The organism is Pseudoalteromonas sp. SWXJ133 (assembly GCF_015864365.1).
Classification (GTDB): Bacteria; Pseudomonadota; Gammaproteobacteria; order Enterobacterales; family Alteromonadaceae; genus Pseudoalteromonas; species Pseudoalteromonas arctica.
Genome location: NZ_JADYXJ010000029.1, coordinates 24,046 through 45,107 on the forward strand (window position 1 = coordinate 24,046; position 21,062 = coordinate 45,107).

Here is a 21,062-nt window from a genome sequence, read left to right on the forward strand (position 1 = left end):
ATGTTTATAAATCGCGGCTATTTAAATTTAACCGTTTTTGTACTGCGTGTATAAATACGTTGTTCGGGCTTTGTCCACTCACCCTTTTTAAGGTAAGAGGTCGATACAATAAATTTATCGTCTTTTAAATCACTAGTAGATTTAACCTTAGTCACTCCCTCTTTACTGCCTGTTACTTCCTCATAGACTACAAACTGAGTAGGGCTTAATACCGTTATTGTGCCTTTAGTGTAAAATCCTGCCGTAGTGAAATAATAAAATACGAGTGACTTTTTTTTGCTATCATAAAAAATCATTGACTCACCGCCATACTCACCCTCATTAATCGTGTGCATGGTACGAATAGCTTTACCGTTTAAAGCGCGTTCCCAACGGCCAACATCTCGTGTTTTTTTAGCGCCTTCTGGTACTTTAAAGTCTGCTTGCCACGTTCCTAAGTAAGGTTTAAACACTTCTAGCTCTTTATCAAGGTTACTGGCAGTTTCATTAGCAAAGCTACTAAATGTGCACAAATATAATACTAAGAATAGCGATTTAAAATATGTCATAATTTGACTCTTGTTGTTAGGCTCTTATAAGCCCAGTATAGGTGGTAGTTAATTGATAAAGAAAATATTAATCACGTTCTCATTACTTTATTTAGCTGCCATTTGGCTGGCTTACCCATTGCAATACTTACCCGTTTATATACCAATATATGTACCAGGTTATGTAAGTGTATTAAGTGCTATAACCTTTTTAATGTACGCGTGGGATAAGCGACAAGCTAAGCGTTCTTCACATACAAAAGTAAACCGCACGCCAGAGCGTACACTGCAACTACTTGCATTATTTGGAGGGTGGCCGGGTGCATTACTTGCTCAACAATTACTTCGTCATAAATCGCAAAAGCGCAGTTTTATAGTGCTACTTTGGCTTTGTATTTTAGTGAATATAGGGGGCAGTATTATTGCTATTTATTTTCCAGATTTATTGCTAGGCTAAAAATATAAATAGGAAAGGGATTTTTTATGACCAATACAAAATCGGCTGGCGTGACTTTAACGCTTATTTTATTTTTATTAATACCAATGCAAGGATATGCAGACATGTTTGGCTTTTTTAACAAACAAGACGTTACGTTGTCATTGCCTGTAAAAGGTAGGCTATTAAACAATGGTGAACCCCAACAGGGCGTTAAGGTAACAAGAGAGCTGATTTATGGTGATACTTATATTGATGAAGCCATAAGTGATAACAATGGTTACTTTTATTTCGATAATAAAACAATACGTACTTCAAAGCCTTCAAACATGTTTTTTAATAGCTCTTTGCTACAGAGTATTTATATTGAAAACAAAAAAGATGAAGATTCAGTCTTGTGGTACACCACAATACAGTTCACCGAAGAGCAAGCACTGCTGTCTGATATATTAAATAACTTTGAATGCGAACTTAGTGAAGAGGCTATAACGTACGATATACCGATAAAAAACACTGGTCAATTTTATACAGTTTATACGCGTTGTAATACCAATTCGCTTAATTAAGTGGTCTATTTTGAGGGCGGAAAAACGTGTTGATAGCTAGGCAAAAAATTCGCTATTTAGTTGTTCTAAATGAGAATTTTTTAACGCAGGTAGCGACACGTTTAGCCCCGCAAAATGATTAAATATTATTGCGGATTGGTATAAGTTATAGAAATTAGTGAGAAGTTTGATAAAGCCACTAATATTCATCTATTAGTGGCTTTAATATGACGATTAACGTTTTAACTGTGCTTCTTTTTGGTTTAGTAAACGAATTATAGGGTTTTGCTCTAATATTTTACTTTTCAAAATATAACCAATAATTAGTCCAGCTATAAAACCACCAATATGCGCACCATAATCAATGCCATCAGGGCCTGTTACTGCACCAAAAATGTTAAATCCTAACCAAATAGCAAAAAACCATACTGCAGAAAGTTTCTTCTGATAAATTACAAACATAAAAGTAAGGCTTGCGTGTCTAAACCACATTAAGTACATGCCAAATAAACCTGCTATTGCGCCACTTGCACCCACGCCGGGTATATTCGACATTGGACTTACAATGTAGCTTGCAAACGAAGCGAGTAGTCCACAGGCTAAATACCATAACAGAAAGCGTTTATGGCCTAAAACGTCTTCTAAGTTATCGCCAACTACGTATAAAAAGTACATATTGCCGACTAAATGCATTATAGAACCATGTAAAAATACGCAAGTTAATACAGTCCACAACTCATTACCCTCGCTCAAATCTGCAGGTGTCATAGCAAAGTTATCAATAACATAACTAAATGAGCTTGGATCTAAAAAATAAAGTGCAAAAATTAGCGTATTTAAAACAATGAGGCCGCGAGTGACCCAGGGGGTTTTTTGTGGCTTAATATTATATTCAACAGGCATTTGCGTTAAAAATTGGAACAAGTAGGTTTTCCAACTTACTTTTTGATTTAGCTCGCCTAAACTCGCTTTTATTTCAGGGCTATTTTCAACACTTTCAAGTTCGTCCTTATCAATCCACGTCCCGTCGCAGTGTCTACAAACATCAATTTCGGTATGAAAAGCTTCAAGCAAATGAAAACGCTCTAGACTTTTTTTACAATCAGGGCAGTCAAGTTCAGAAATTCCTAATGGTTCACCAAAGTGAGTTTCAAATTTGTCACCCTCTGGGCCGTCGTTTATTTCAGAAATCATCCTGTTTACTTCATTTTTTTCAAACCATAAGCCGCCACATTCACGGCAAATATCTATTTCTTCACCTTGATAATTGGTTACTTCTAATGGATGTTCCTTACAATGTGGACAGCTTTTAGTTAGCATTTTCTAGCTCCTTTAGTGAACCAACAGAGATATCATTCTGCTGTAATTCCATTTTTAATTGTTTAGCGCTATTTTTTAGTGCGGGTAGCGTTTGAGTTTTAATTAAGTCTGTTATTTTGGCTAATTCGACAGAAGCTTGCTTAGCAGATATTTTTCGATCTATTGCGGCATTAATGACAAAGTCAGCTCGAGAATAGAACCGACGTATTCTAGTCAAAAATTCACTCGGTGTTTCAAGCGTAGTAGGCGAAAACTGCATGGTTTTCCATATGTACAGCTCAAGTGTGGGTTTAAAAAATTCCATTTCTGATTTTGGTGGGCTCTTCGCTAAGCGTTCTGCATACTCAGCTACCGTATTTGCGTTATCATTAACTTCGTCATACAGCGACGTACGCAAATAGTAGTTATCTTCCATTTTGCTAAATGAATCAAACTTAAGCGCTTGTTCTAAACCGCTTTGAGCCGCCAGAAAAACACCAAATACAGTAGAAATAACCATAAAAAATTGATTTAACCAAAAACCAGTGCTTTTCAGTTCTTTATGATCGACCGTTTTAAGGGCTTGAGTGAATTTTTGAGTAACTACAGGTGGTTTTGTATTGTTTTCTGGAGTGTGATTAGTTGGTTCCAACAGCTTATTCCTTGAATATTTACTTCCTTTTTAGGCACGCAATAATACTTAAAAATTAACCAGTTAGCAATGCCACTACCTGTATTGAATATACTTTTTCGTTTATTTACCAGCATATGCAAATAGCTGTCTGGTATGTTTTTACTTAACTTAAATACCTAATAAAGCGGGTATTTAAGCTAAGACAAAACTATTTTAAACTTTAAACTTTTTAATTAAGTCATCTAGCGAGTCGGCCAAACGAGAAAGTTCATGGCTCGACATATTCGTTTGTGTAGCGCCAGAAGCTACTTCAGCAGCAACGTCGCGTATTACTAATAAGTTTTTATCAATTTCACGAGATACATTTGCCTGCTCGTGAGCAGAAGACGCAATGGTCGCATTTTGACTGTTTATATGCGCAACTGCAGTCGTTATCTCTATTAAAGCTTTGCCTGCTAACTGCGATATATCTAAGCTTTTTTGTGCCTTGTCGTGGCTGCTTTGCACTGAGATTACCGTGTTTTTAGTTCCACTTTGAACTGACTGAATCATTAGCTCAATTTCTTTTGTTGATTCACTTGTTCTATGAGCTAATGCACGAACGCCATCCGCTACAACAGCAAAGCCTCGGCCATAACTACCCGCTCTTGCAGCTTCAATCGCGGCATTGACAGCAAGTAGGTTCGTTTGATCGGTTACATCTCTGATCACGTCAAGGACCGAGCCTATTTTATTGACCTCTGTGGCTAAGTTTTTGATACCGTCTTGAGTTTTATCTATTTCGCTAAGAAGAGCGGTAATAGTAGTCACTGTATCTTCCACTTGTTTTAAGCCAGCTAGAGCTTGTTCGTTTGCTGAGTCTGACTCGCGAGATGTGTCGGCTGAGTTTTGCGCAACATGTTCGGCTGAAACCGTTAACTCCGTAACTGCGGAAATAGCTTGTTCTAACTGCTCATTTTGCGAAATGATACCCTGCGTAGATTGCTCAGTAACAACGCTTAGCTCTTCTGATGTAGAAACTAAGTTATGAGACGAGTCTTGAATTTTATTAATGGTATTTCTGAGAGTTTGTTGCATCTGACTCAATGCAATAATCATACTTGTGGTTTCATCATTGCCTTCATCGCTAATCGATTGGGTTAAATCACCTTGGGCTATAGACTGCGCTAGATGTAAAACGTTTTGCATAGGTTTTATAATGCTTCGGGTAAGCGACCAAGCAAAAAACCAAACTAAAATAATGGCGACACTTAATGTAATCCACGCAAAAAAAACAGATTGGTCAAAAACGTGTTGTGCTTTAATTTTGCTATCGCGAATATTTGCTTGCTGACTTTCTACAATGCTATTAATAGCTTGTGTTACGCCATCGCGAATCTGCTTCATCTCATTCTCTTGAAGGCTTTCAACTCTTTGTAAATCATTTTCCGTTAGCAATTTCATTTGTTGATTTTGTAGAGATAAAAACTTATAAATATCAGATTCAATCACTTCTAATTGGTGTTGTTCATCTTTAGTTTTAAGCAGTAGAGCCATGTTTTTCATGTTGTCGAGAAGTTTGCGTTTAGCGCTATCGAAAAGTTGTTTGTATGAAAATTGCTTAGCTGTAGTTGCGTTAATTACGTTACTATTTTGCAGCCTTAAATTATAAAAGTCAGAAAGTAGAGTTAAGGAGGTTTCAAGTGCTGGCACATTGGTTTCTGCAATGGCATTAATTTCGGAGTTTAATTGGTTCAGTTTAAATATTGAAATCAGACTAACAATAATAACTAATAATCCGATAAAACTAAAGGCGAGCGCTGATCGCAGCCGGATTGATATTTTTCTAAGCATGTATAAAACCCAAATGAAGGTGAATAATTTTGAAATATAAAACTATAGATAGAGATATATTAAATATTTATTAATATATGAAGCGTTTCTATTATTTAACTTTTATTATAAGTTGTTTTCTATTTATATAAATAGAGCTTTTACTTTAATTCTTAAGTGGCTGTTGTTTATGTGTTTTAACTGCGGGTTTTAAAGGGTAGTTGGTTTATTATGATTTTTATATTGCTTTTTTAAAATTAATTACTGCACAAAAATGGATTAAATATATTAATTAAAGAAATGGTTACAAATATAATGGCGAGACTACAAAATACTACAAAAAAGATACATTTATAGTGTGGATATAATTGATTAATGACCTATGTATTTGGCTGTATTGGTCAACTATTAAGCTAAAAATAAGATGGCATGATCTTCTCTAATTTAAATGTAATTAATATGTATGGGCAAGGCTCTGTTTATCGCATAAGGAAGCATATTTATCATTATATAATTGATAATCTGTTTTCACTTTAGCTAAAAGTTAAGCTTTATTTTTCATAGATAAAGGATCTGGCTTTAAAAGCACAGCGCCGCTTTTATTTTCGCCTAAATGATCATCTTTATTGTAAATTGGGCAACTTTTAAGTGATAAGCAACCACATCCTATACAACCGTCTACTTTGTTGCGCAGGCGTTGCATATGCGCAATTCGCTCATCAAGTTGCGCTTGCCAATGTTTTGAAAGTGCTGACCAGTCTTGTTTTGTTGGTGTGCGGTTGTCGGGCAGGGTAGCTAAGGTGTTTTTAATCTCATCGAGCGTAATTCCCATCGCTTGAGCTGCTTTTATTACAGCTACACGGCGTAATACATCAGGTTTATAGCGTCGCTGATTACCATTATTCCGCCAGCTCTTAATTAAAAACTTAGTTTCGTAAAAGTGAAGAGTAGATACTTTTACACCACTTCTTTTTGCTACATAGCCAATGGTTAGATTAGCTTCGGTTAATTTTTTTTGTCCTACGGGCATAATTTTAATCCTTCAGTTGACCTCAATATAACTTGAGGTTTTAAGCTTCTACCACATTAAAAAAGGAGCTAACTAAATGCAACAAAAACTTGAGCGTAATACTATTATTATTTATTCAAGCGCACGAAAAAACGGCAATACCACAGCCCATGTTAATAGCTTTGCCGAGCAAAATGATGTGCGCGTAATTTGTCTGGATGATTATAAAATTGCGCCGTATTGTTATGACAAAAACTATAAAAATGATGACTTTTACGCGCTATTTGAAGTGGCTTTAAAGTACGACCATTGGGTGTTCGCGTCTCCTGTTTATTGGTATAACACTACGGTACAAATGAAGTCTTTTATAGATAGGATCACAGATTACATGGATGACGAAACCTTGAAGCCGAAGTTACGGGCTTTACGTAATAAAGATTTTTCGTTGTTATCAAACGCATCATCGCTTGAAGCGCCTGATATTTTTGTAGAAATGTTTAAACGAACATTTAGCTATTTAGGTATGCAGTTTATTAACCACCATCATAAAAACACTTAATCGGTAGCATGATAAGCTGCCCTTTTTTCTTTGCTTCTGTTAGTTTTATAAATAGGTTAACTTATTTAAAACACAGGATTGTTTATGAAATACCTATTATTGCTTTTACTTATAAGCCCATTTTCGCAGGCGGGTGAAAACCTTATTAAAGACTTTGGTTACTTTTATAGTCTCCCGGAGCATGTTCAGATAAATGACTCTACGGTATTCAAAATAGCCTTTGATGTTGGTGATGGCGCTAAAAAAGGTGAGCAGAACAATTCAATGAACTCACTTGCACGTTTTATTAATATGCATGTAGCACACGGTGTAAAACCAGATAACATTCAATTAGCGTTAGTGGTACATGGCAGTGCTAGCGTTGATGTATTGGCTAATAGTGAATATAAAGAACGTTTTAAAGCAGATAACAAAAATCAAAGCTTAATAAAGCAATTGCTTACCACTAACACAGTAGTTTTTGTATGCGGGCAATCGGCTACGCATTATAAAGTAGCGCCAGGGCAACTAATTGAAGGTGTGCAAATGTCACTTTCGGCGATGACAGCACATGCTCAATTACAACAACAGGGTTATACACTTAACCCATTTTAATGATTAAAATGACAAAAAAAATACTCTGCTTTGGTGATTCGAATACCTGGGGTTTAAACCCTGTAACGGGTAAGCGTTTTGATGAAAATACCCGTTGGACATCGTTATTAGGCAAAAACTTAGGATGTCACTTTGCTGTTATTGAGGCAGGGCAACCTAATCGTACGTTAGTGCATAATCCGCCGTTTGATGGTGTGATTAGTGGTGTTAGCTACCTAAAGCCTTATTTAGATAAACATGAGCTTAACTTTATTATTATCGCTCTTGGTACAAACGATCTAAAAAAACGTTTTAATTTAACACCTAGTTTAATAGCAGATGGCTTGAATGATTTAATTAATTCAATACATATCTATTATAAGCAAAGTAGCATTTTGAAAGCCCCCCAAATCATTATTGCCAGCCCACCTGAAATAAAAGTTACAGAGAAGTATTCACGTATATATGAAGATGCCGATATAAAAGCAACAGCGCTCTCTAATGTATTTAAGTGCGTGGCGGCTAATAATAGATGCGCTTTTATCGATTTTAATGCATTTATTAATATTACAGACAGCGACGGCATTCACTTTGAAAGTAACCAACATTTAACTATAAGCTTTGAAATAACTCAGCTAGTACAATATTTATTTAACAATTGCTAAAGCTATCTATTTGAATTTAGTGTTACTTATGCAATCATCTAAATAAAGTAGTGATATAAATTAACAACTTTGGGATGCTATGAAAAAGTACCAACAAAAATCTATTATAGCTGCTTTAACTGGAGGGTTGGTTTTTGTAACTGGTTGCCTTATTTTGCTCTACTTTGCATCGCAGCAGCTCACTATGCAAATAAATGCCGATATTAAACACATTATTAAACATGTGGACGCTGCTGTATTAGAGCGTCGCAGTGTGCTTATTCCTCTTAATAAGTTTGATTTCAAGCAGTGCGATGAAACTACATTACTTGAAATGCGGCGTGCATTATTTGATTCAAAATATGTAATTGATATCGGTTTTTTTATTGGGAACCAGTTAATGTGTACAACTGGAGCTGGCTTACTAAGCAGTGTAATAAAAGACCGAGAGCCCGACTATATCCGAAGAGATGAAGGTGTACGCGTGCGTTTTGAGCCGCAGTTGTATTTATTATTATTCACTGGCCGACCTATGGAAGTCGTAATCGTTCGCCAAGGTGATTTCAATTTGATTATGGAGTCAAAAGCATTTAACTCTGCCAGTATTGAGTCAAAAAATTGGGAAGTTGTCTATAAAGACTCCCAGGAATTGCATCATTTAGCAGGAACCAAAGGCACGTATAGTAAAATAAGTGACAGCAGTTATTTACCGTACGAGAGGAGTGTTGCTTGTAGTACTGAGAGTACCTATTATTGCACGGCAGTGTACTTACCTTGGAGCCAGTTTTTCTCTAATAACCATTTTTTATTAATTATCTCCTTAATCTTAACTTGCTTAGCTGGTGTGTCGAGTGCGTTATTGGTTAATGCAGGAATTGCTGCACGACGATCTACTAATCAGCGTATTCGTAAAGGGCTTAAAAAGGGAGCATTTTATTGGACTTACCAGCCCATTATTTGTTTGCAAAGTGGCAAGCTTATTGGCTGCGAGGTACTTGCACGTTTTGAAGATAAGTACGGTGCTTTATTTCCAGATGAGTTTATTCCGGTTATTAGAAAAAATAATTTAACATGGATTTTCACTAAGGCAATGATAGCGACCACCCTAAAAGAGTTAACCTCTATAGAGGCATTGCCGAAAGGCTTTAAAGTGTCGCTTAATATATTTCCATGTGATGTAGAGCTGGGTAATGTGTCGTTGCTGCCGCAAATAATAGAGCTTGCCAATTCACGCTTTATTATTTGTTTAGAGATAACTGAAGATGAATACCTTGATACAAGCATTGCGCATGCTCATTTTAGAACCTTGGTTGAGTCGGGATTTAACTTATCATTAGATGATTTTGGTACGGGTTATTCGAATTTAAGAAACTTACAAAATTTGAGTTTTCACCAACTTAAAATTGACCGTACGTTTGTTCAAGATATAGCAACTGAGGGTTTAAAAGCCTCCATGATCCCACATATTATGGAGCTTGTGCATAAGTTTAATTATACCTGTGTGGCAGAAGGAATTGAAACCACTGAGCAAGAAGCTATTTTAAAAATGGCGGGTGTACATTACGGGCAGGGTTGGAAGTATGGAAAACCTATGACTGCATCTAAATTTAAAAATTATATAGATAATCAGCATTTTTAGATCTTAACAGCCATACTAAACGTATCGATATAATATATAAAAAATTAGGTTTATTATGATCAAATTAACATTAAGTGCCTTTGCATTTTTATTACTTAGTGCGTGTACAACACAGTACCCAAACCAGCAATTAACAGGTAAGCAGTTCCCAAGCATTAGCGGCGAAAGCTTAGAGCAAAGCATAGTAACTATACCTAGTGATTTCAAAGCAGATAAAACACTTCTACTCATTGGATACAAGCAAGACAGCCAGTTTGATATTGACCGTTGGTTAATTGGTTTAGATATGGCAGGTGTAACGCTTCCTACATACGAACTACCAACCATTGCCGGCATGGCGCCACGGATGTTTAGTACATTTATAGACAGCGGTATGCGCAAAGGCATTCCTAAGGAATTATGGGGTGGGGTAATCACTATTTATAAAGATGGTGAAGCAGTACAAAAATTTACAGGCAACCAAAGCCCAAATAATGCTCGTGTTGTACTCATAAATAGCAGCGGAGAGATTGTGTATTTTTACGATCGAGGGTTTTCGGTTAATGCGCTAAATAAATTAAAAACGACTATAAAATAAACCACTCAAAATGTTTGTATAGACTAATTTACTCAAGGTTTTCTGAGTTATTAACCCACTAATCCGATCTGTTATTTATCTTATAAAAGTAATTTGTTGAACTCGGATTTTAGTTTTTTGTAGTTGATTTTATTAGTTTTTATCTCTATTAGTATGAGAAATTATAACTGTATTTTAATACCAAAATCTCATTGTAAGTTGTATTTGATTTAGGTAATGTAGTGTAAATGTTTCAAGGACGAAATTTATGCCTCATATAAACTCTGTATTCGTAAAAACAACATTTCAATCATCTTTCCATTCCCATAATTACTCCACTATTTTAAGAACACTGCAAGCCCTGTTTAGTGATATTAAAATGGACGACGTTGTTCCTAAAGCTGAGCAGCGAGAAAATTATGATTTGTTTTTAATAGATGGTGCTAAAAGCAAATGGCAAGACCTTATTCCAGCAGATCTAATTTGTTTAGCTAAACATCATAACGTTGTCATTTTTAATGTAAATAAAGAAGACGTGTGCGAGCAAAATTTATTGCTTAACCATTTTAACGGTGTTTTTTATAAATCTGATCCGCCAGAAGCTATTTTTAAAGGCGTAGTTCGGGTTAATACTGGCGAGCTTTGGTTTACACGTAAAGTTATATCAAAGGCATTTAATGATATTTTAGCCGTGGCATCGTCGTTTAATAACCTACATGACAACATTGAATTAAAGCAAGACCAATACGAGCACTTAACAAAGCGAGAAAAGTCTGTTATTCATCTAATTGCACAAGGTGCGAGTAACAATACTATTGCTGAAAAACTTAATATTAGCGACCACACTGTAAAAACGCACTTATATAGTGCGTTTAAAAAAACTAACTCACGTAATCGAGTGGAGCTTGCTAATTGGGCTCAGCGCTATGTTTCTGTTTTATTACCTGTGGCTAAATAGCTTATTGCACATTGAATTCCCCTATAAAGGCTACTTTTAAGTAGCCTTTATATTTGTTATAACACCTATGTGATTAGCTCACTTTTTTGGCCCATAAGCCTTTATCAATACCTTTAGTTATAAGGTCTGTAAGTGCTTTTTCTATTGCTTGCGTTACACAAATACTCATAGGTTCATTGTCACTAAAGCCTGCTTCAGCTTCAGCTAGTCGTTTGTAGCTTACGTATCTAAAAAAGCCTGCTCGCATTTCTTGGCTTAATACTTTTTTACTGGTAGCTACACTTAATAATACTTGTCCTGTACGAACATCAACAGCGCGTAAGTATATTGAAATAGCATCTTCACGGTAAAGCTCTGATGCGCCTATACCAAAGTATTCCATACCCAAACCACCTGTTTTTACATTGGTGTCGTAGCTTATAATACCGCCCTCTAAAATAATTTTAGCCGTAGTAAGTGGAGGTAAATCAGCTTGGTTAGGATTATCGGCTTGGCCTGCACGAATGATTTTTCGCTCGGTTAAAATGTTTTGTAAACCTTCACGCTCTACGGGAGTAAACCAATCAGATTCATGTAGTGCTTGTACTAGTATAGAGTTAGCCCCTTGAGTAACGGCAGTTGAAAATGAGCTGACGTTAGTTTGTGGCTTATATTGGCCTGTTTGATCTCTAAATGAGTAAACCGATACTGGAATACTGCCCACAGGTTTAGGTAGATTTTTTAGGTCTGCAAATAATTCAGTCGGTTCTAGGCTAATAGCTTTTTGCTGTGATGGTGGAATAAGGTTGCCTAAACTTGCACAGCCGCTCAAACCTAGTAATGTTATTGTTATTAGTAGCTTATACATTATCCAAACCTCGGTACTTCAATGATCACAACAGAGTCATCTAATATATTTGTTATTCTTACTGTAATAGAGTCGGTTGTGCTGGTTATAACTTCAATTTGATAATCACCACTCATAAATATAGAGTCTTGATTAAAAAGGCTATCTTCTATGTCCTCACCAAATGCCATATCGGTAATTTCTCTTACCATACGATTTAAGTAAGTTCGCTCTAGAGTTTCTTGAAATTGTTCAGCGTAACCTTTTTCTATTACCGGTGCTTTGTGTTTGTTTTGTGCTTGAGCCTTACTCAACAGCATATTTGCATTTAGTGGATTACCACCAAAGCTTGGGTTAATTGGGGTATAAATTATTTCAGTCGCTTGGGGCGAAAAGCTTAATATTGTTATTATTATAAGGGCTGTTTTTTTCATTTTACCATCCATCTTTAGCCATATCTGGGGTTGATGCAGCCATATTTGAGCGAGCCATTGCATCTATTACAGTAAAAACAGCTTGCTCAACACGTTCATCGAGCGGCTCTAATCTACGGCCTAAATAAGTTGCGTAAACAAGCTGGTTATTCATTATTAAAGAAAGTTGTGTACCCGCTTTTGGTATGACGGTTTCTTTTATTTCGATATTAAAACCAGCTGTTGAGGGTAAATCTCGCCAGTAGTTTGAAAATTCATAATAAAATTGATGACCAAAGCGGCTGATACTTCTGTCGAGTAATAAGCCATCTATTTCTAGTTCATCAGCAGCATGAGCAGCCCCAGAAAAACATAGGAAGAGTGTGAGTAAGTAACTATTAAAGTTAATATTTTTTTTCATAATTTAAAATAGGGGAGAGGGTCGCTCTCCCCACCTCAACAATTACATTTGAGTAATTGTTGCTGCGTTTCCATCACCAATTTGAGTAACAGAAACTGTGCTGTTAAAGCCAATTACAGAGCCTTCAACAATATTGTCGTTACCAATTTGAGTAACGCTAAACGATACGCTTTCACCACCAACTAAAAATGCTGATTGTTCAACGCCAGTAACCCAGTTACCTTCACCTGTTTGTGAAATATCAATACTGTGGTTATTGCCTTCAACCATCATATCAATAAGGTTTAACATGCCATTTTGGGCAATATCAATCTGGTTATTGTTACTGTCTAAAATACCAGCAAGGGTAACAATTGCTTCATTTTGAGAACCATCTTGCGCAATATCGATGTCGTTATCGTTAGATGTAAGCGATACATCTGGATATGACGATTGAACAAGTACGGCATTTTCATCGCCTGATTGCACTAAATCAACATCGTTATCAGAACCATTAAAGTTAGCTAAGTGAACTGAGTTTAAATCACCCACTTGATTAACCATAAACTCATTATCAGAGCCAATCACGCCCATATAAGTTTCGTTTAAGTCGCCTATTTGTGTTGCTGTTAATTCGTTGTTATCACCAATAACATCTATAGTTGATAAGTTTTCAGAACCAACATGCGTTACAGAAACTTCGTTATTTGAGCCTTCAAACAAGTTAGATTCAATGGTATTCATTGCTCCTTCTTGGTCTAAATCAATTTCGTTATCATCGCCAACAACCGTAGCAAAAGTTACCGCATTTACATCGCCATCTTGCTCAACTAAAAGTTCGTTAGCATCACCTGAGATAGAAGTAAATGTAGCTGTGTTTCGATCGCCTTCTTGTTCAATATCAAGTTCGTTTTCATTGCCTTGAAGGCTGCTTACTTTAAAGGTGTTCCAATATCCGTCTTGAACTAAATCAAGAGTATTTTGGTCACCTGTAAGCATAGTGATTTCAGCTTCATGCCATTCACCTATTTGTAGTGAGGTAATTTCATTTGCGTTACCTTGCATATCCATGTTGTAGAACCAGTGGCCACCAGTGCCTTTTTCAACATCAATGATATTATCATCACCAGTTACAATATTAATGGCTTCGTTATTTACTAAAATGCCTTGGCCAAATTGTGAAACCAATAGCATGTTATTATTACCAGTCACTTCAGAGATTAAACCATTAGCAACGCCGTCTTGGTTGTATACTTGTAAGTTATTGTCACCGATAGTTGTTATCTCAGCATAATTACCTGATTGACTCTGAACAACTTCAGTTTCGTTATTATTACCGGTCGTTGTTACAAGTATGGTATTGCTATCACCATCCTGTGTAAGCAGTGCGGTATTTTCATTAAAAGTTTGTATTAGAGTCATCGAGTTTTCAATACTTGCTACAGACACTTTAGTACTAAGTTCTGAGCTAGATGCTGATTTGCTTGATGTATCTGCATAAGATGCAAAGCTAGTACCCATTGCAATCGCAACTGCGCAGCTTAAAAGTGATTTGTTCAACGTCATTATTTTCTCCTTGAAATGTTAAAACCAAATACCTTAAATTTTATAGGTTTTATAAGTTATTTGCTGTGTCAGCATGCCGTGCCGATATAATGTTTTGTGATCCGCTTGAAAAGCTCTTTAAGTAAAATTTACGATGTAGCTAATAATTATTACTAAGCGGTTTGTTGTCTTTTAACTTACGTTTAATAATTGTTAATTATTAACTGCCTATTTACTGTATTCCTCTAATAGCATTTCTTAAATCATTATTTTTTACCAATTTTTTAGTTTCTATTTTTCATGGTGTTATAGCGTTTCTTTGTGTTTTTTATAAATTCACCATAAAAAGCAGTAAAAATTAATGATCAAGTATTAGGTAAATAGTTGAGTATTAATTTCATTAAAACGTCTGTGTTTAGTGTTTTTTTTGCACATTAACTGGTCAAAACTGCTGGTTTTTACATCGTTTTAACTTTTTAGCTTGTTTAATGATTCGTTTGGTTGTTTCCTAATCATATGCCACGTGATCCCTTGTACTCGAAATAGTAAAAGAGCGCGCTTAGACCATCTAAGCTAACCCAACTATGGATAGAACAATGAAAACAAAATTATCTATTATTACGCTTGCTTTACTACCTTGTTTGGCTTCGGCTAAATTACCTGATGCAGGAGCTCTTCCACAAGCAGCTGCAAGCAGTGACTCTGTTATTGTTAAATATAAAAAAAATGCAACACCTCAAATGCGTAAACAAGCACGAAGCTTGGTTAAAGCAAAAATTACAGATTTAAATAATGATGAAGTTGATGATAACTTCACATCATTATTCTCAGGTCGCCTTGCTAAATTTAAAGTGTCTGGCATGAGCACTAAAGAAGCTATTGAGCGTTTAAAGTCTCATCAAGCTATTGAATATGTTGAGCCAGATTACCGAGTAAGTATTGCGAGCGCACCTAACGACCCTCGTTTTGATGAGCTTTGGGGCCTAAATAATGAAGGTCAGACCGGTGGTACGGCAGACGCTGATATTGATGCTGTAGAAGCGTGGACTATTTCTACTGGTAGTCGTGATGTAGTTGTTGGTGTAATCGATACAGGTATTGATTATAGCCATAGCGATTTAGCGAGCAATATGTGGGTAAATACCTCTGAAATCGCAGGCGATGGTATTGATAATGACGGTAATGGCTTTATCGATGATATTCATGGTATCAATGCGATTACCAATAGTGGCGACCCTATGGATGATGAAGGTCACGGAACGCACGTGTCTGGAACTATAGGTGCGAGTGGTAATAACTCTGTGGGTGTAGTGGGTGTAAATCATGAAGTATCACTTGTTGGTTGTAAGTTTTTAGATGCAGCAGGTAATGGATCAACATCAGATGCAATCAAGTGTATTGATTACATGGTTGGCCTAAAAAACTCTGGTGTTAACATCCGCGTATTAAATAATAGTTGGGGTGGCGGTGCCTATAGCCAAGCGCTGGCTGATGCAATCGAATCAAGTGAAGCTGCCGAACTACTGTTTGTAGCTGCAGCAGGTAACGATACTATTGATAACGATGTAAACCCACATTATCCATCAAATTACGAAAATGCGAGTGTTCTATCGGTTGCAAGTACTAACCAAACTGATGATATTTCGTGGTTCTCTCATTGGGGCTTAACCAGTGTTGATATGGGCGCACCAGGTACTGCTATTTTATCTACTACACCGGGTGAAAGTTATGCATCGTATTCTGGTACGTCAATGGCAACACCGCATGTTGCTGGCGCAGCTGCGCTAGTTTTATCTATTAATCCAGAGTTATCTACTCAAGAACTTAAAGATTTATTAATGAGCTCGGGCGATGCTAATGCTGCACTGCAGGGGAAAACGGTAGCCGGTACGCGACTTAATGTTAACCAAGCACTTATTGATGCGGATCCAACTCCTGGTTTTAAAATATCAGCTAGCCCGCTTACCCAACAAATTATAGCTGGAGAGGCTACAAGCTATACATTTACAATTGGCTCAATTGCCGAGTGGGATGAGGAAGTAACGCTTGAATTATCAACAACATTAGGTGGTGCTTATTTATCATCGCTTACAGCGCGCCCTGGTGATGACGTGATACTAAATGTTGAAACCGATACTGATACTCAGTGGGGAGATTACGAGTTTACCGTAACGGCCACTGCGGGTGATATTGTTAAACAGCAATCGGTTGAATTAATGATACAACCATTAGGGTTAAATGACTTTACCTACAGCAGTACTGGTAGCGTAGCAATTCCAGATAATTCTCCACAGGGGATTAGCTCAGTAATTAATGTTTCTGATGATTTAACCGTATTTGGCACAACCGCCGATGTTGATATTACTCATACTTACTCTGGTGACTTAGTTGTAAAACTAATATCTGCACAAGGTACAGAGGTAACATTGCAAAGCAATGTTGGTGGTAGTAACGATGATATTGTTAAGAGCTTCACGTCTAGTGCATTCAATGGCGAAGTAGCAAATGGTGACTGGACTCTTCATGTAGAAGATACTGCAGCCGCTGATACAGGTACAATTAATGGCTGGTCACTTACGCTTAGCGCTATAGGCGAAGTAAGTGCACAACCGCCACGTGCAGGCTTTACTGTTGATACGCAAGGTTTAACAGCCTCGTTTGTAGATACAAGCAATGATGCCAATAACGACATTACACAATGGAGCTGGAGCTTTGGCGATGGCGCTACATCAACAGATTCAAGCCCTGTGCATGCATATGCGCAATCGGGTAGTTACGATGTAGAACTAACTGTTACTGACAGTGAAGGTAATACAGATACATTTACCCAAGCCGTTGTTGTAAGTGACGTGACCCTTGAACTGAACTTAAAACGCGCTAACAAAACACGCCTAGGTACGATGCGTGTAGAACTTAGCTGGGAAGAAGTGGGTGCAGAGTCATTAAGCGTTTACCGTAATGGTGAGTTAGTTGATACCACTGCAGATAACGGACGCTACCGTGATTACGTACGTGGAGCTACATTACCATCGTACGATTACCAATTATGTGTAACAGAAAATGTGTGTTCGAATATCATCACCGTTTCTTTTGAATAAATTTCACTACTCCTAAAGTAATTTAAGCCCAGCTTTGCTGGGCTTTTTTATGTTTTAAAAAATATAAACTATGCTTTTTTATACGGGTGAGTTTTAAGCCAGTGCTCGGCGATTTGCTCGCGCGTGGCAAACCAAACCTGCTCATGCGATCGGGCATATTCTAAAAACCGTGCTAGTGCTTTTATTCTTCCTGGGCGACCAATTAAGCGGCAATGCAAACCTATCGACATCATTTTTGGGGTGTTTTCACCTTCTGGATCGCCTTCCTCGTATAGCGTATCAAAGGCATCTTTTAAATAATTATAAAACTGATCCCCTGCATTAAAACCCTGCACTGCAGCAAAGCGCATGTCGTTTACATCAAGTGTGTAGGGCACTATTAACTGTGGCTTACCTTCTTTAATACTGTAAAAAGGTAGGTCGTCGCTGTAATCGTCGGCGTCATATAAAAATGTGCCATTCTCAACTACAAGGGCTGCGGTATTTGGGCTAGTTCGGCCGGTATACCAGCCTTTGGGCTTTTTACCTGTGAGCTTTTTAATTACATCAATGGCTTGTTGCATATGCTCGCGCTCGGTTTGTTTATCTATATTTTGATAATTAATCCAGCGCAGGCCATGGCTTGCAATTTCGTGGCCCGCTTCAACAAAGGCTTTAGCTATATCGGGGTGGCGCTCAAGGGCCATCGCCACTGCAAAAATGGTGACCGGTATATCGTATTTTTTAAATAAACGCAGTAGCCTCCACACGCCCGCGCGTGAGCCATATTCGTAAATAGACTCCATGCTTATATGGCGGTCTTCAACATGCGGGGCACTGACTATTTCTGATAAAAACGTTTCAGCGGCTGCATCACCATGCAGCACGCAGTTTTCGCCGCCTTCTTCGTAATTTAATACCACTTGCACGGCAATACGTGCTTTATTGGGCCAATTTGCATGAGGCGCATGTGGGCCATAACCAATTAAGTCTCGTGGGTAATCAGTTTTAATATGATCAGCCATATTATTTATCCTTATTTAACAAGGTTAACCAAAGTCCTAACGCTTCGCGCTCTGCGTCTGTCATTTTTGTCATATTAGCCAGTGGCATGTCTTTAGTTATTACGGCGCGAGTATGCACAAGTACTTGCGACTTTTTCACCTGTTCAATTGAGTCGAGTTTAAAGCCAAGTGGCGCTGTTTGAAAAAGCTCAGAGGTAGGTGTTTCGCTGTGGCACTGCGTACAGTGTTTGCTGATTATATCCCACGCTTGTGCGTCGGTAATACTTGCTTGTAAAGGCGCGTTTTCGCCTGCATTTGTTGTACTGCTGGGCCAAGGTGCTATTGCTAGCATAAGGGCAAAAAATGCTGCAATACCACTTATAAGTACTGAAGGTTTATTAACGCCTTGATGTTTTAAGTTAAAGTAATGGCGTATCCACATACCAATACCAAACAGCGCAATTAAAATAAGCCAGCCAAAGTTGTGGCTATACGTGTAAGGAAAGTGATTGCTAAGCATAATAAATACCACAGGTAACGTGGCGTAGTTATTATGTATCGAGCATTGCTTGGCTTTTAGTCCTGGGAGCGATTCGGGTATACGGCCGGCTTCTACTTCACTTACCATATAGCGTTGCCCTGGCATAATAATGTGATACACATTACCCACCATACACGTGCCAATAAGTGCACCTACATGAATATACACAGCGCGGTCGCTAAATAATTGATCAACCCCAAAAGTCCACAGAGCTAATAAACCAATAACCACAGCAATAAACATTTTGCCGTTTTCAACGAGCGGGGTTTTACACAATAAACGATAAACACCATAACCTAAGCCAATAAAGCCAAGTGATGCGCCAATAGCTACAAATTTACTTAGCTCACTTTTGCTGTTATCAATTAAGTACACATCGGCGCCAACATAATAAAGTAAGCTAAATAGTAATATACCGGTGATCCAGGTTGTGTACGCTTCCCACTTAAACCAATGCAGGGTATGAGGCATTTGTTCAGGGCCATTTTGATACTTAGCCACTTCGTAAAAGCCACCACCATGCACGGCCCATAAATCGCCTTTTATGCCTTTATCTATTTTCCATTGCGGTGGTGTTTGTAGGTTGTTATCAAGCCATGCAAAATAAAATGAAGCGCCAATCCAGGCTATACCAGCAATAACATGAAAATAACGCAGTACTAAATGAGCAAGCTCAAATAAATAGTTTTCCATAACAGTTAAGCCTCTTCTAATACCGGTGAGCGGGTGTCTGAAAATTGATTGCTATCATCGCGCTTATACACGCTTTTACCCATAATGTAGGTTTGCTCAATGCAGCGGTCGTCGCCTAACATCATCATTGCAAATAGTTTTTCATGCAGGGTTTTGGCATGTTGTATTCTAAATTTTAAAAACGAAGTTGCCGAACAATCCATTACAATAAAATCGGCTTCACAGCCGGCTTCAAAATTACCAATTGTCCCTTCTAAATCAAGTGCTCTAGCACCGCCGAGTGTTGCTAAATACAGGCCTTTAAATGCTGAAAATTTTTGACCTTGTAACTGTTGGATTTTGTAAGCTTCGTTACCTGTTTGTAGCATAGAAAAGCTTGTTCCTGCGCCTACATCGGTACCCATGCCTACGTTTATGCCGTGCTCTTCACAGGCTTTTAAATTTAAAAGTCCTGAGCCTAAAAACAGGTTTGAGGTAGGGCAGTGCGATATAGCCGCATTGTTATCTGCAAGGCAGCAAAGCTCGCGCTCAGATAAATGAATACTATGGGCAAAAACCGAGCGTTTGCGTACCATCTTTGCTTGCTCGTACACGCCTAAGTAGTCTTCGGCTTCTGGAAATAACCCTTTTACCCATTCGCACTCGTCTTTGTTTTCAGATAAGTGTGTATGCAGGTAGGTGTCTGGGTATTCTTCAAGCAACTGAGTACATTTTTGAAGTTGCTCAGGGGTTGATGTGGGGGCAAAACGCGGTGTAACTGCGTAGCTTAGCCTGTCAACATTGTGCCATTTTTTTATTAGGGCTTTGGATTCGTCATAGCTTGTTTGCGCGCAATCAGATAAGTCGTCAGGGCAGTTACGATCCATCATTACTTTACCGGCAATCATACGTAAATTGCGTTTTTGTGATTCTTTAAAAAACGCATCAACCGATTGCGGGTGCACAGTGCCAAATACAAGGGCAGTGGTTGTGCCATTACGCAGTAGCTCGTCTAAAAAGCGATTAGAGATCTCTTTTGAATAATGCTTACACGTAAATTTTTTCTCTGTCGGAAACGCATACTCGGTTAACCAACTTAGCAGTTGCTCGCCGTACGCCCCCACCATTTCGGTTTGTGGTAAGTGTATGTGGGTGTCTATCATGCCGGGCATAACCAATTTGCCATCGTGGCGAATAATAGTGGCTGATTTATCTAAGCTTGGCAGTATGTCTTGCTCGTAACCAAGCTTAACTACTTTGCCTTGTTGAATAACTAACGCGCCTTTTTCAAAATAGCGATGGGCGTTGTCGCCTGCTATGGCAGGGTCGTCTACAAAATCGAGTATGTTGGCACAAACTACTGTTAAGTTATTATTGTTTTGCGTGCTCATTA

The 21,062-nt window shown here is 37.8% G+C and carries 21 protein-coding genes; 9 read left to right on the forward strand and 12 right to left on the reverse strand.

Features of this window, described 5'->3' with window-relative positions; all coding sequences use genetic code 11:
• Positions 1-17: 17 nt before the first annotated feature.
• On the reverse strand, positions 18-548 hold the full coding sequence (locus I6F40_RS17375; RefSeq protein ID WP_166377487.1) for a hypothetical protein: 531 nt from the start codon (positions 546-548) through the stop codon (positions 18-20).
• Between the two features lie 52 nt (positions 549-600).
• Between I6F40_RS17375 and I6F40_RS17380 the strand changes: the two genes are divergently transcribed.
• A complete protein-coding gene (locus I6F40_RS17380) occupies positions 601-984 on the forward strand; it encodes a DUF1294 domain-containing protein (RefSeq protein ID WP_166377486.1) in 384 nt (127 codons plus the stop codon).
• 26 nt (positions 985-1,010) lie between these two features.
• Positions 1,011-1,529: a transthyretin-like family protein gene (locus tag I6F40_RS17385; protein WP_231609385.1), complete on the forward strand. Its 519-nt coding sequence runs from the start codon at positions 1,011-1,013 to the stop codon at positions 1,527-1,529.
• 213 nt (positions 1,530-1,742) lie between these two features.
• Here I6F40_RS17385 and I6F40_RS17390 read toward each other — a convergent pair whose 3' ends face one another.
• From I6F40_RS17390 to soxR, 4 genes are all read right to left on the reverse strand, one after another.
• The gene (locus I6F40_RS17390; RefSeq protein ID WP_166377485.1) at positions 1,743-2,828 is read right to left on the reverse strand and encodes a rhomboid family intramembrane serine protease; all 1,086 of its coding nucleotides are present in this window, start codon (positions 2,826-2,828) and stop codon (positions 1,743-1,745) included.
• Positions 2,818-3,459 (reverse strand): hypothetical protein, encoded by a 642-nt coding sequence (locus I6F40_RS17395; protein WP_166377484.1) that lies wholly within the window; start codon positions 3,457-3,459, stop codon positions 2,818-2,820. The genes I6F40_RS17390 and I6F40_RS17395 overlap by 11 nt, the downstream gene beginning before the upstream one ends.
• Positions 3,460-3,654: 195 nt before the next feature.
• Entirely contained in the window at positions 3,655-5,274 is a 1,620-nt protein-coding gene (locus tag I6F40_RS17400; RefSeq protein ID WP_166377483.1) for a methyl-accepting chemotaxis protein, read from the reverse strand.
• 523 nt (positions 5,275-5,797) lie between these two features.
• Complete coding sequence (soxR, locus tag I6F40_RS17405) at positions 5,798-6,283, reverse strand: redox-sensitive transcriptional activator SoxR (RefSeq protein WP_166377482.1); 486 nt, start codon at positions 6,281-6,283, stop codon at positions 5,798-5,800.
• Positions 6,284-6,359: 76 nt separating this feature from the next.
• Between soxR and I6F40_RS17410 the strand changes: the two genes are divergently transcribed.
• From I6F40_RS17410 to I6F40_RS17435, 6 genes are all read left to right on the forward strand, one after another.
• Complete coding sequence (locus I6F40_RS17410) at positions 6,360-6,821, forward strand: flavodoxin family protein (protein ID WP_166377481.1); 462 nt, start codon at positions 6,360-6,362, stop codon at positions 6,819-6,821.
• 84 nt (positions 6,822-6,905) lie between these two features.
• Complete coding sequence (locus I6F40_RS17415; RefSeq protein WP_197193261.1) at positions 6,906-7,415, forward strand: DsrE family protein; 510 nt, start codon at positions 6,906-6,908, stop codon at positions 7,413-7,415.
• Between the two features lie 8 nt (positions 7,416-7,423).
• Entirely contained in the window at positions 7,424-8,059 is a 636-nt protein-coding gene (locus tag I6F40_RS17420; protein ID WP_197193262.1) for a GDSL-type esterase/lipase family protein, read from the forward strand.
• A gap of 79 nt (positions 8,060-8,138) precedes the next feature.
• The gene (locus I6F40_RS17425) at positions 8,139-9,677 is read left to right on the forward strand and encodes an EAL domain-containing protein (protein WP_166377478.1); all 1,539 of its coding nucleotides are present in this window, start codon (positions 8,139-8,141) and stop codon (positions 9,675-9,677) included.
• A gap of 55 nt (positions 9,678-9,732) precedes the next feature.
• Positions 9,733-10,254 (forward strand): hypothetical protein, encoded by a 522-nt coding sequence (locus I6F40_RS17430; RefSeq protein WP_166377477.1) that lies wholly within the window; start codon positions 9,733-9,735, stop codon positions 10,252-10,254.
• Positions 10,255-10,501: 247 nt separating this feature from the next.
• Entirely contained in the window at positions 10,502-11,191 is a 690-nt protein-coding gene (locus I6F40_RS17435) for a response regulator transcription factor (protein ID WP_166377476.1), read from the forward strand.
• Positions 11,192-11,264: 73 nt separating this feature from the next.
• On the opposite strand, the gene I6F40_RS17440 is transcribed toward I6F40_RS17435, so the two are convergent.
• The 4 genes from I6F40_RS17440 to I6F40_RS17455 are packed head-to-tail and all read right to left on the reverse strand — an operon-like array spanning position 11,265 to position 14,396.
• Positions 11,265-12,038, reverse strand: coding sequence for a CsgG/HfaB family protein (locus I6F40_RS17440; RefSeq protein WP_166377475.1), 774 nt, complete (start codon positions 12,036-12,038; stop codon positions 11,265-11,267).
• Positions 12,038-12,463, reverse strand: a complete 426-nt coding sequence (locus I6F40_RS17445; protein WP_166377474.1) for a curli assembly protein CsgF — start codon at positions 12,461-12,463, stop codon at positions 12,038-12,040. The genes I6F40_RS17440 and I6F40_RS17445 overlap by 1 nt, the downstream gene beginning before the upstream one ends.
• Positions 12,453-12,851 carry a curli production assembly/transport protein CsgE gene (locus tag I6F40_RS17450; protein ID WP_197193263.1) on the reverse strand — a complete coding sequence of 133 codons (399 nt, stop codon included), beginning with the start codon at positions 12,849-12,851 and terminating at the stop codon, positions 12,453-12,455. The genes I6F40_RS17445 and I6F40_RS17450 overlap by 11 nt, the downstream gene beginning before the upstream one ends.
• 42 nt (positions 12,852-12,893) lie before the next feature.
• Positions 12,894-14,396 (reverse strand): curlin, encoded by a 1,503-nt coding sequence (locus tag I6F40_RS17455; protein ID WP_197193264.1) that lies wholly within the window; start codon positions 14,394-14,396, stop codon positions 12,894-12,896.
• Positions 14,397-14,971: 575 nt separating this feature from the next.
• Between I6F40_RS17455 and I6F40_RS17460 the strand changes: the two genes are divergently transcribed.
• Positions 14,972-17,473 carry a S8 family serine peptidase gene (locus I6F40_RS17460; RefSeq protein ID WP_197193265.1) on the forward strand — a complete coding sequence of 834 codons (2,502 nt, stop codon included), beginning with the start codon at positions 14,972-14,974 and terminating at the stop codon, positions 17,471-17,473.
• 68 nt (positions 17,474-17,541) lie between these two features.
• On the opposite strand, the gene puuE is transcribed toward I6F40_RS17460, so the two are convergent.
• The 3 genes from puuE to guaD are packed head-to-tail and all read right to left on the reverse strand — an operon-like array spanning position 17,542 to position 21,060.
• Positions 17,542-18,477: an allantoinase PuuE gene (gene puuE, locus I6F40_RS17465; RefSeq protein WP_166377471.1), complete on the reverse strand. Its 936-nt coding sequence runs from the start codon at positions 18,475-18,477 to the stop codon at positions 17,542-17,544.
• Between the two features lies 1 nt (position 18,478).
• The gene (locus I6F40_RS17470) at positions 18,479-19,690 is read right to left on the reverse strand and encodes a urate hydroxylase PuuD (RefSeq protein WP_197193266.1); all 1,212 of its coding nucleotides are present in this window, start codon (positions 19,688-19,690) and stop codon (positions 18,479-18,481) included.
• A 5-nt stretch (positions 19,691-19,695) separates the two neighbouring features.
• Positions 19,696-21,060: a guanine deaminase gene (gene guaD / locus I6F40_RS17475; protein ID WP_197193267.1), complete on the reverse strand. Its 1,365-nt coding sequence runs from the start codon at positions 21,058-21,060 to the stop codon at positions 19,696-19,698.
• Positions 21,061-21,062 lie beyond the last annotated feature (2 nt).

What these genes read in the sequence shown, in the direction of transcription:
- I6F40_RS17400 (WP_166377483.1), bottom strand. Translation starts at nt 5,274, where the DNA reads ATGCTTAGAAAAATATCAATCCGGCTGCGATCAGCGCTCGCCTTTAGT.
- I6F40_RS17435 (WP_166377476.1), top strand. Translation starts at nt 10,502, where the DNA reads ATGCCTCATATAAACTCTGTATTCGTAAAAACAACATTTCAATCATCT.
- I6F40_RS17470 (WP_197193266.1), bottom strand. Translation starts at nt 19,690, where the DNA reads ATGGAAAACTATTTATTTGAGCTTGCTCATTTAGTACTGCGTTATTTT.
- I6F40_RS17440 (WP_166377475.1), bottom strand. Translation starts at nt 12,038, where the DNA reads ATGTATAAGCTACTAATAACAATAACATTACTAGGTTTGAGCGGCTGT.
- soxR (WP_166377482.1), bottom strand. Translation starts at nt 6,283, where the DNA reads ATGCCCGTAGGACAAAAAAAATTAACCGAAGCTAATCTAACCATTGGC.
- I6F40_RS17455 (WP_197193264.1), bottom strand. Translation starts at nt 14,396, where the DNA reads ATGACGTTGAACAAATCACTTTTAAGCTGCGCAGTTGCGATTGCAATG.
- I6F40_RS17415 (WP_197193261.1), top strand. Translation starts at nt 6,906, where the DNA reads ATGAAATACCTATTATTGCTTTTACTTATAAGCCCATTTTCGCAGGCG.
- I6F40_RS17385 (WP_231609385.1), top strand. Translation starts at nt 1,011, where the DNA reads ATGACCAATACAAAATCGGCTGGCGTGACTTTAACGCTTATTTTATTT.
- I6F40_RS17450 (WP_197193263.1), bottom strand. Translation starts at nt 12,851, where the DNA reads ATGAAAAAAAATATTAACTTTAATAGTTACTTACTCACACTCTTCCTA.
- I6F40_RS17410 (WP_166377481.1), top strand. Translation starts at nt 6,360, where the DNA reads ATGCAACAAAAACTTGAGCGTAATACTATTATTATTTATTCAAGCGCA.
- I6F40_RS17420 (WP_197193262.1), top strand. Translation starts at nt 7,424, where the DNA reads ATGACAAAAAAAATACTCTGCTTTGGTGATTCGAATACCTGGGGTTTA.
- I6F40_RS17460 (WP_197193265.1), top strand. Translation starts at nt 14,972, where the DNA reads ATGAAAACAAAATTATCTATTATTACGCTTGCTTTACTACCTTGTTTG.
- guaD (WP_197193267.1), bottom strand. Translation starts at nt 21,060, where the DNA reads ATGAGCACGCAAAACAATAATAACTTAACAGTAGTTTGTGCCAACATA.
- I6F40_RS17375 (WP_166377487.1), bottom strand. Translation starts at nt 548, where the DNA reads ATGACATATTTTAAATCGCTATTCTTAGTATTATATTTGTGCACATTT.
- I6F40_RS17425 (WP_166377478.1), top strand. Translation starts at nt 8,139, where the DNA reads ATGAAAAAGTACCAACAAAAATCTATTATAGCTGCTTTAACTGGAGGG.
- I6F40_RS17445 (WP_166377474.1), bottom strand. Translation starts at nt 12,463, where the DNA reads ATGGATGGTAAAATGAAAAAAACAGCCCTTATAATAATAACAATATTA.
- I6F40_RS17390 (WP_166377485.1), bottom strand. Translation starts at nt 2,828, where the DNA reads ATGCTAACTAAAAGCTGTCCACATTGTAAGGAACATCCATTAGAAGTA.
- puuE (WP_166377471.1), bottom strand. Translation starts at nt 18,477, where the DNA reads ATGGCTGATCATATTAAAACTGATTACCCACGAGACTTAATTGGTTAT.
- I6F40_RS17430 (WP_166377477.1), top strand. Translation starts at nt 9,733, where the DNA reads ATGATCAAATTAACATTAAGTGCCTTTGCATTTTTATTACTTAGTGCG.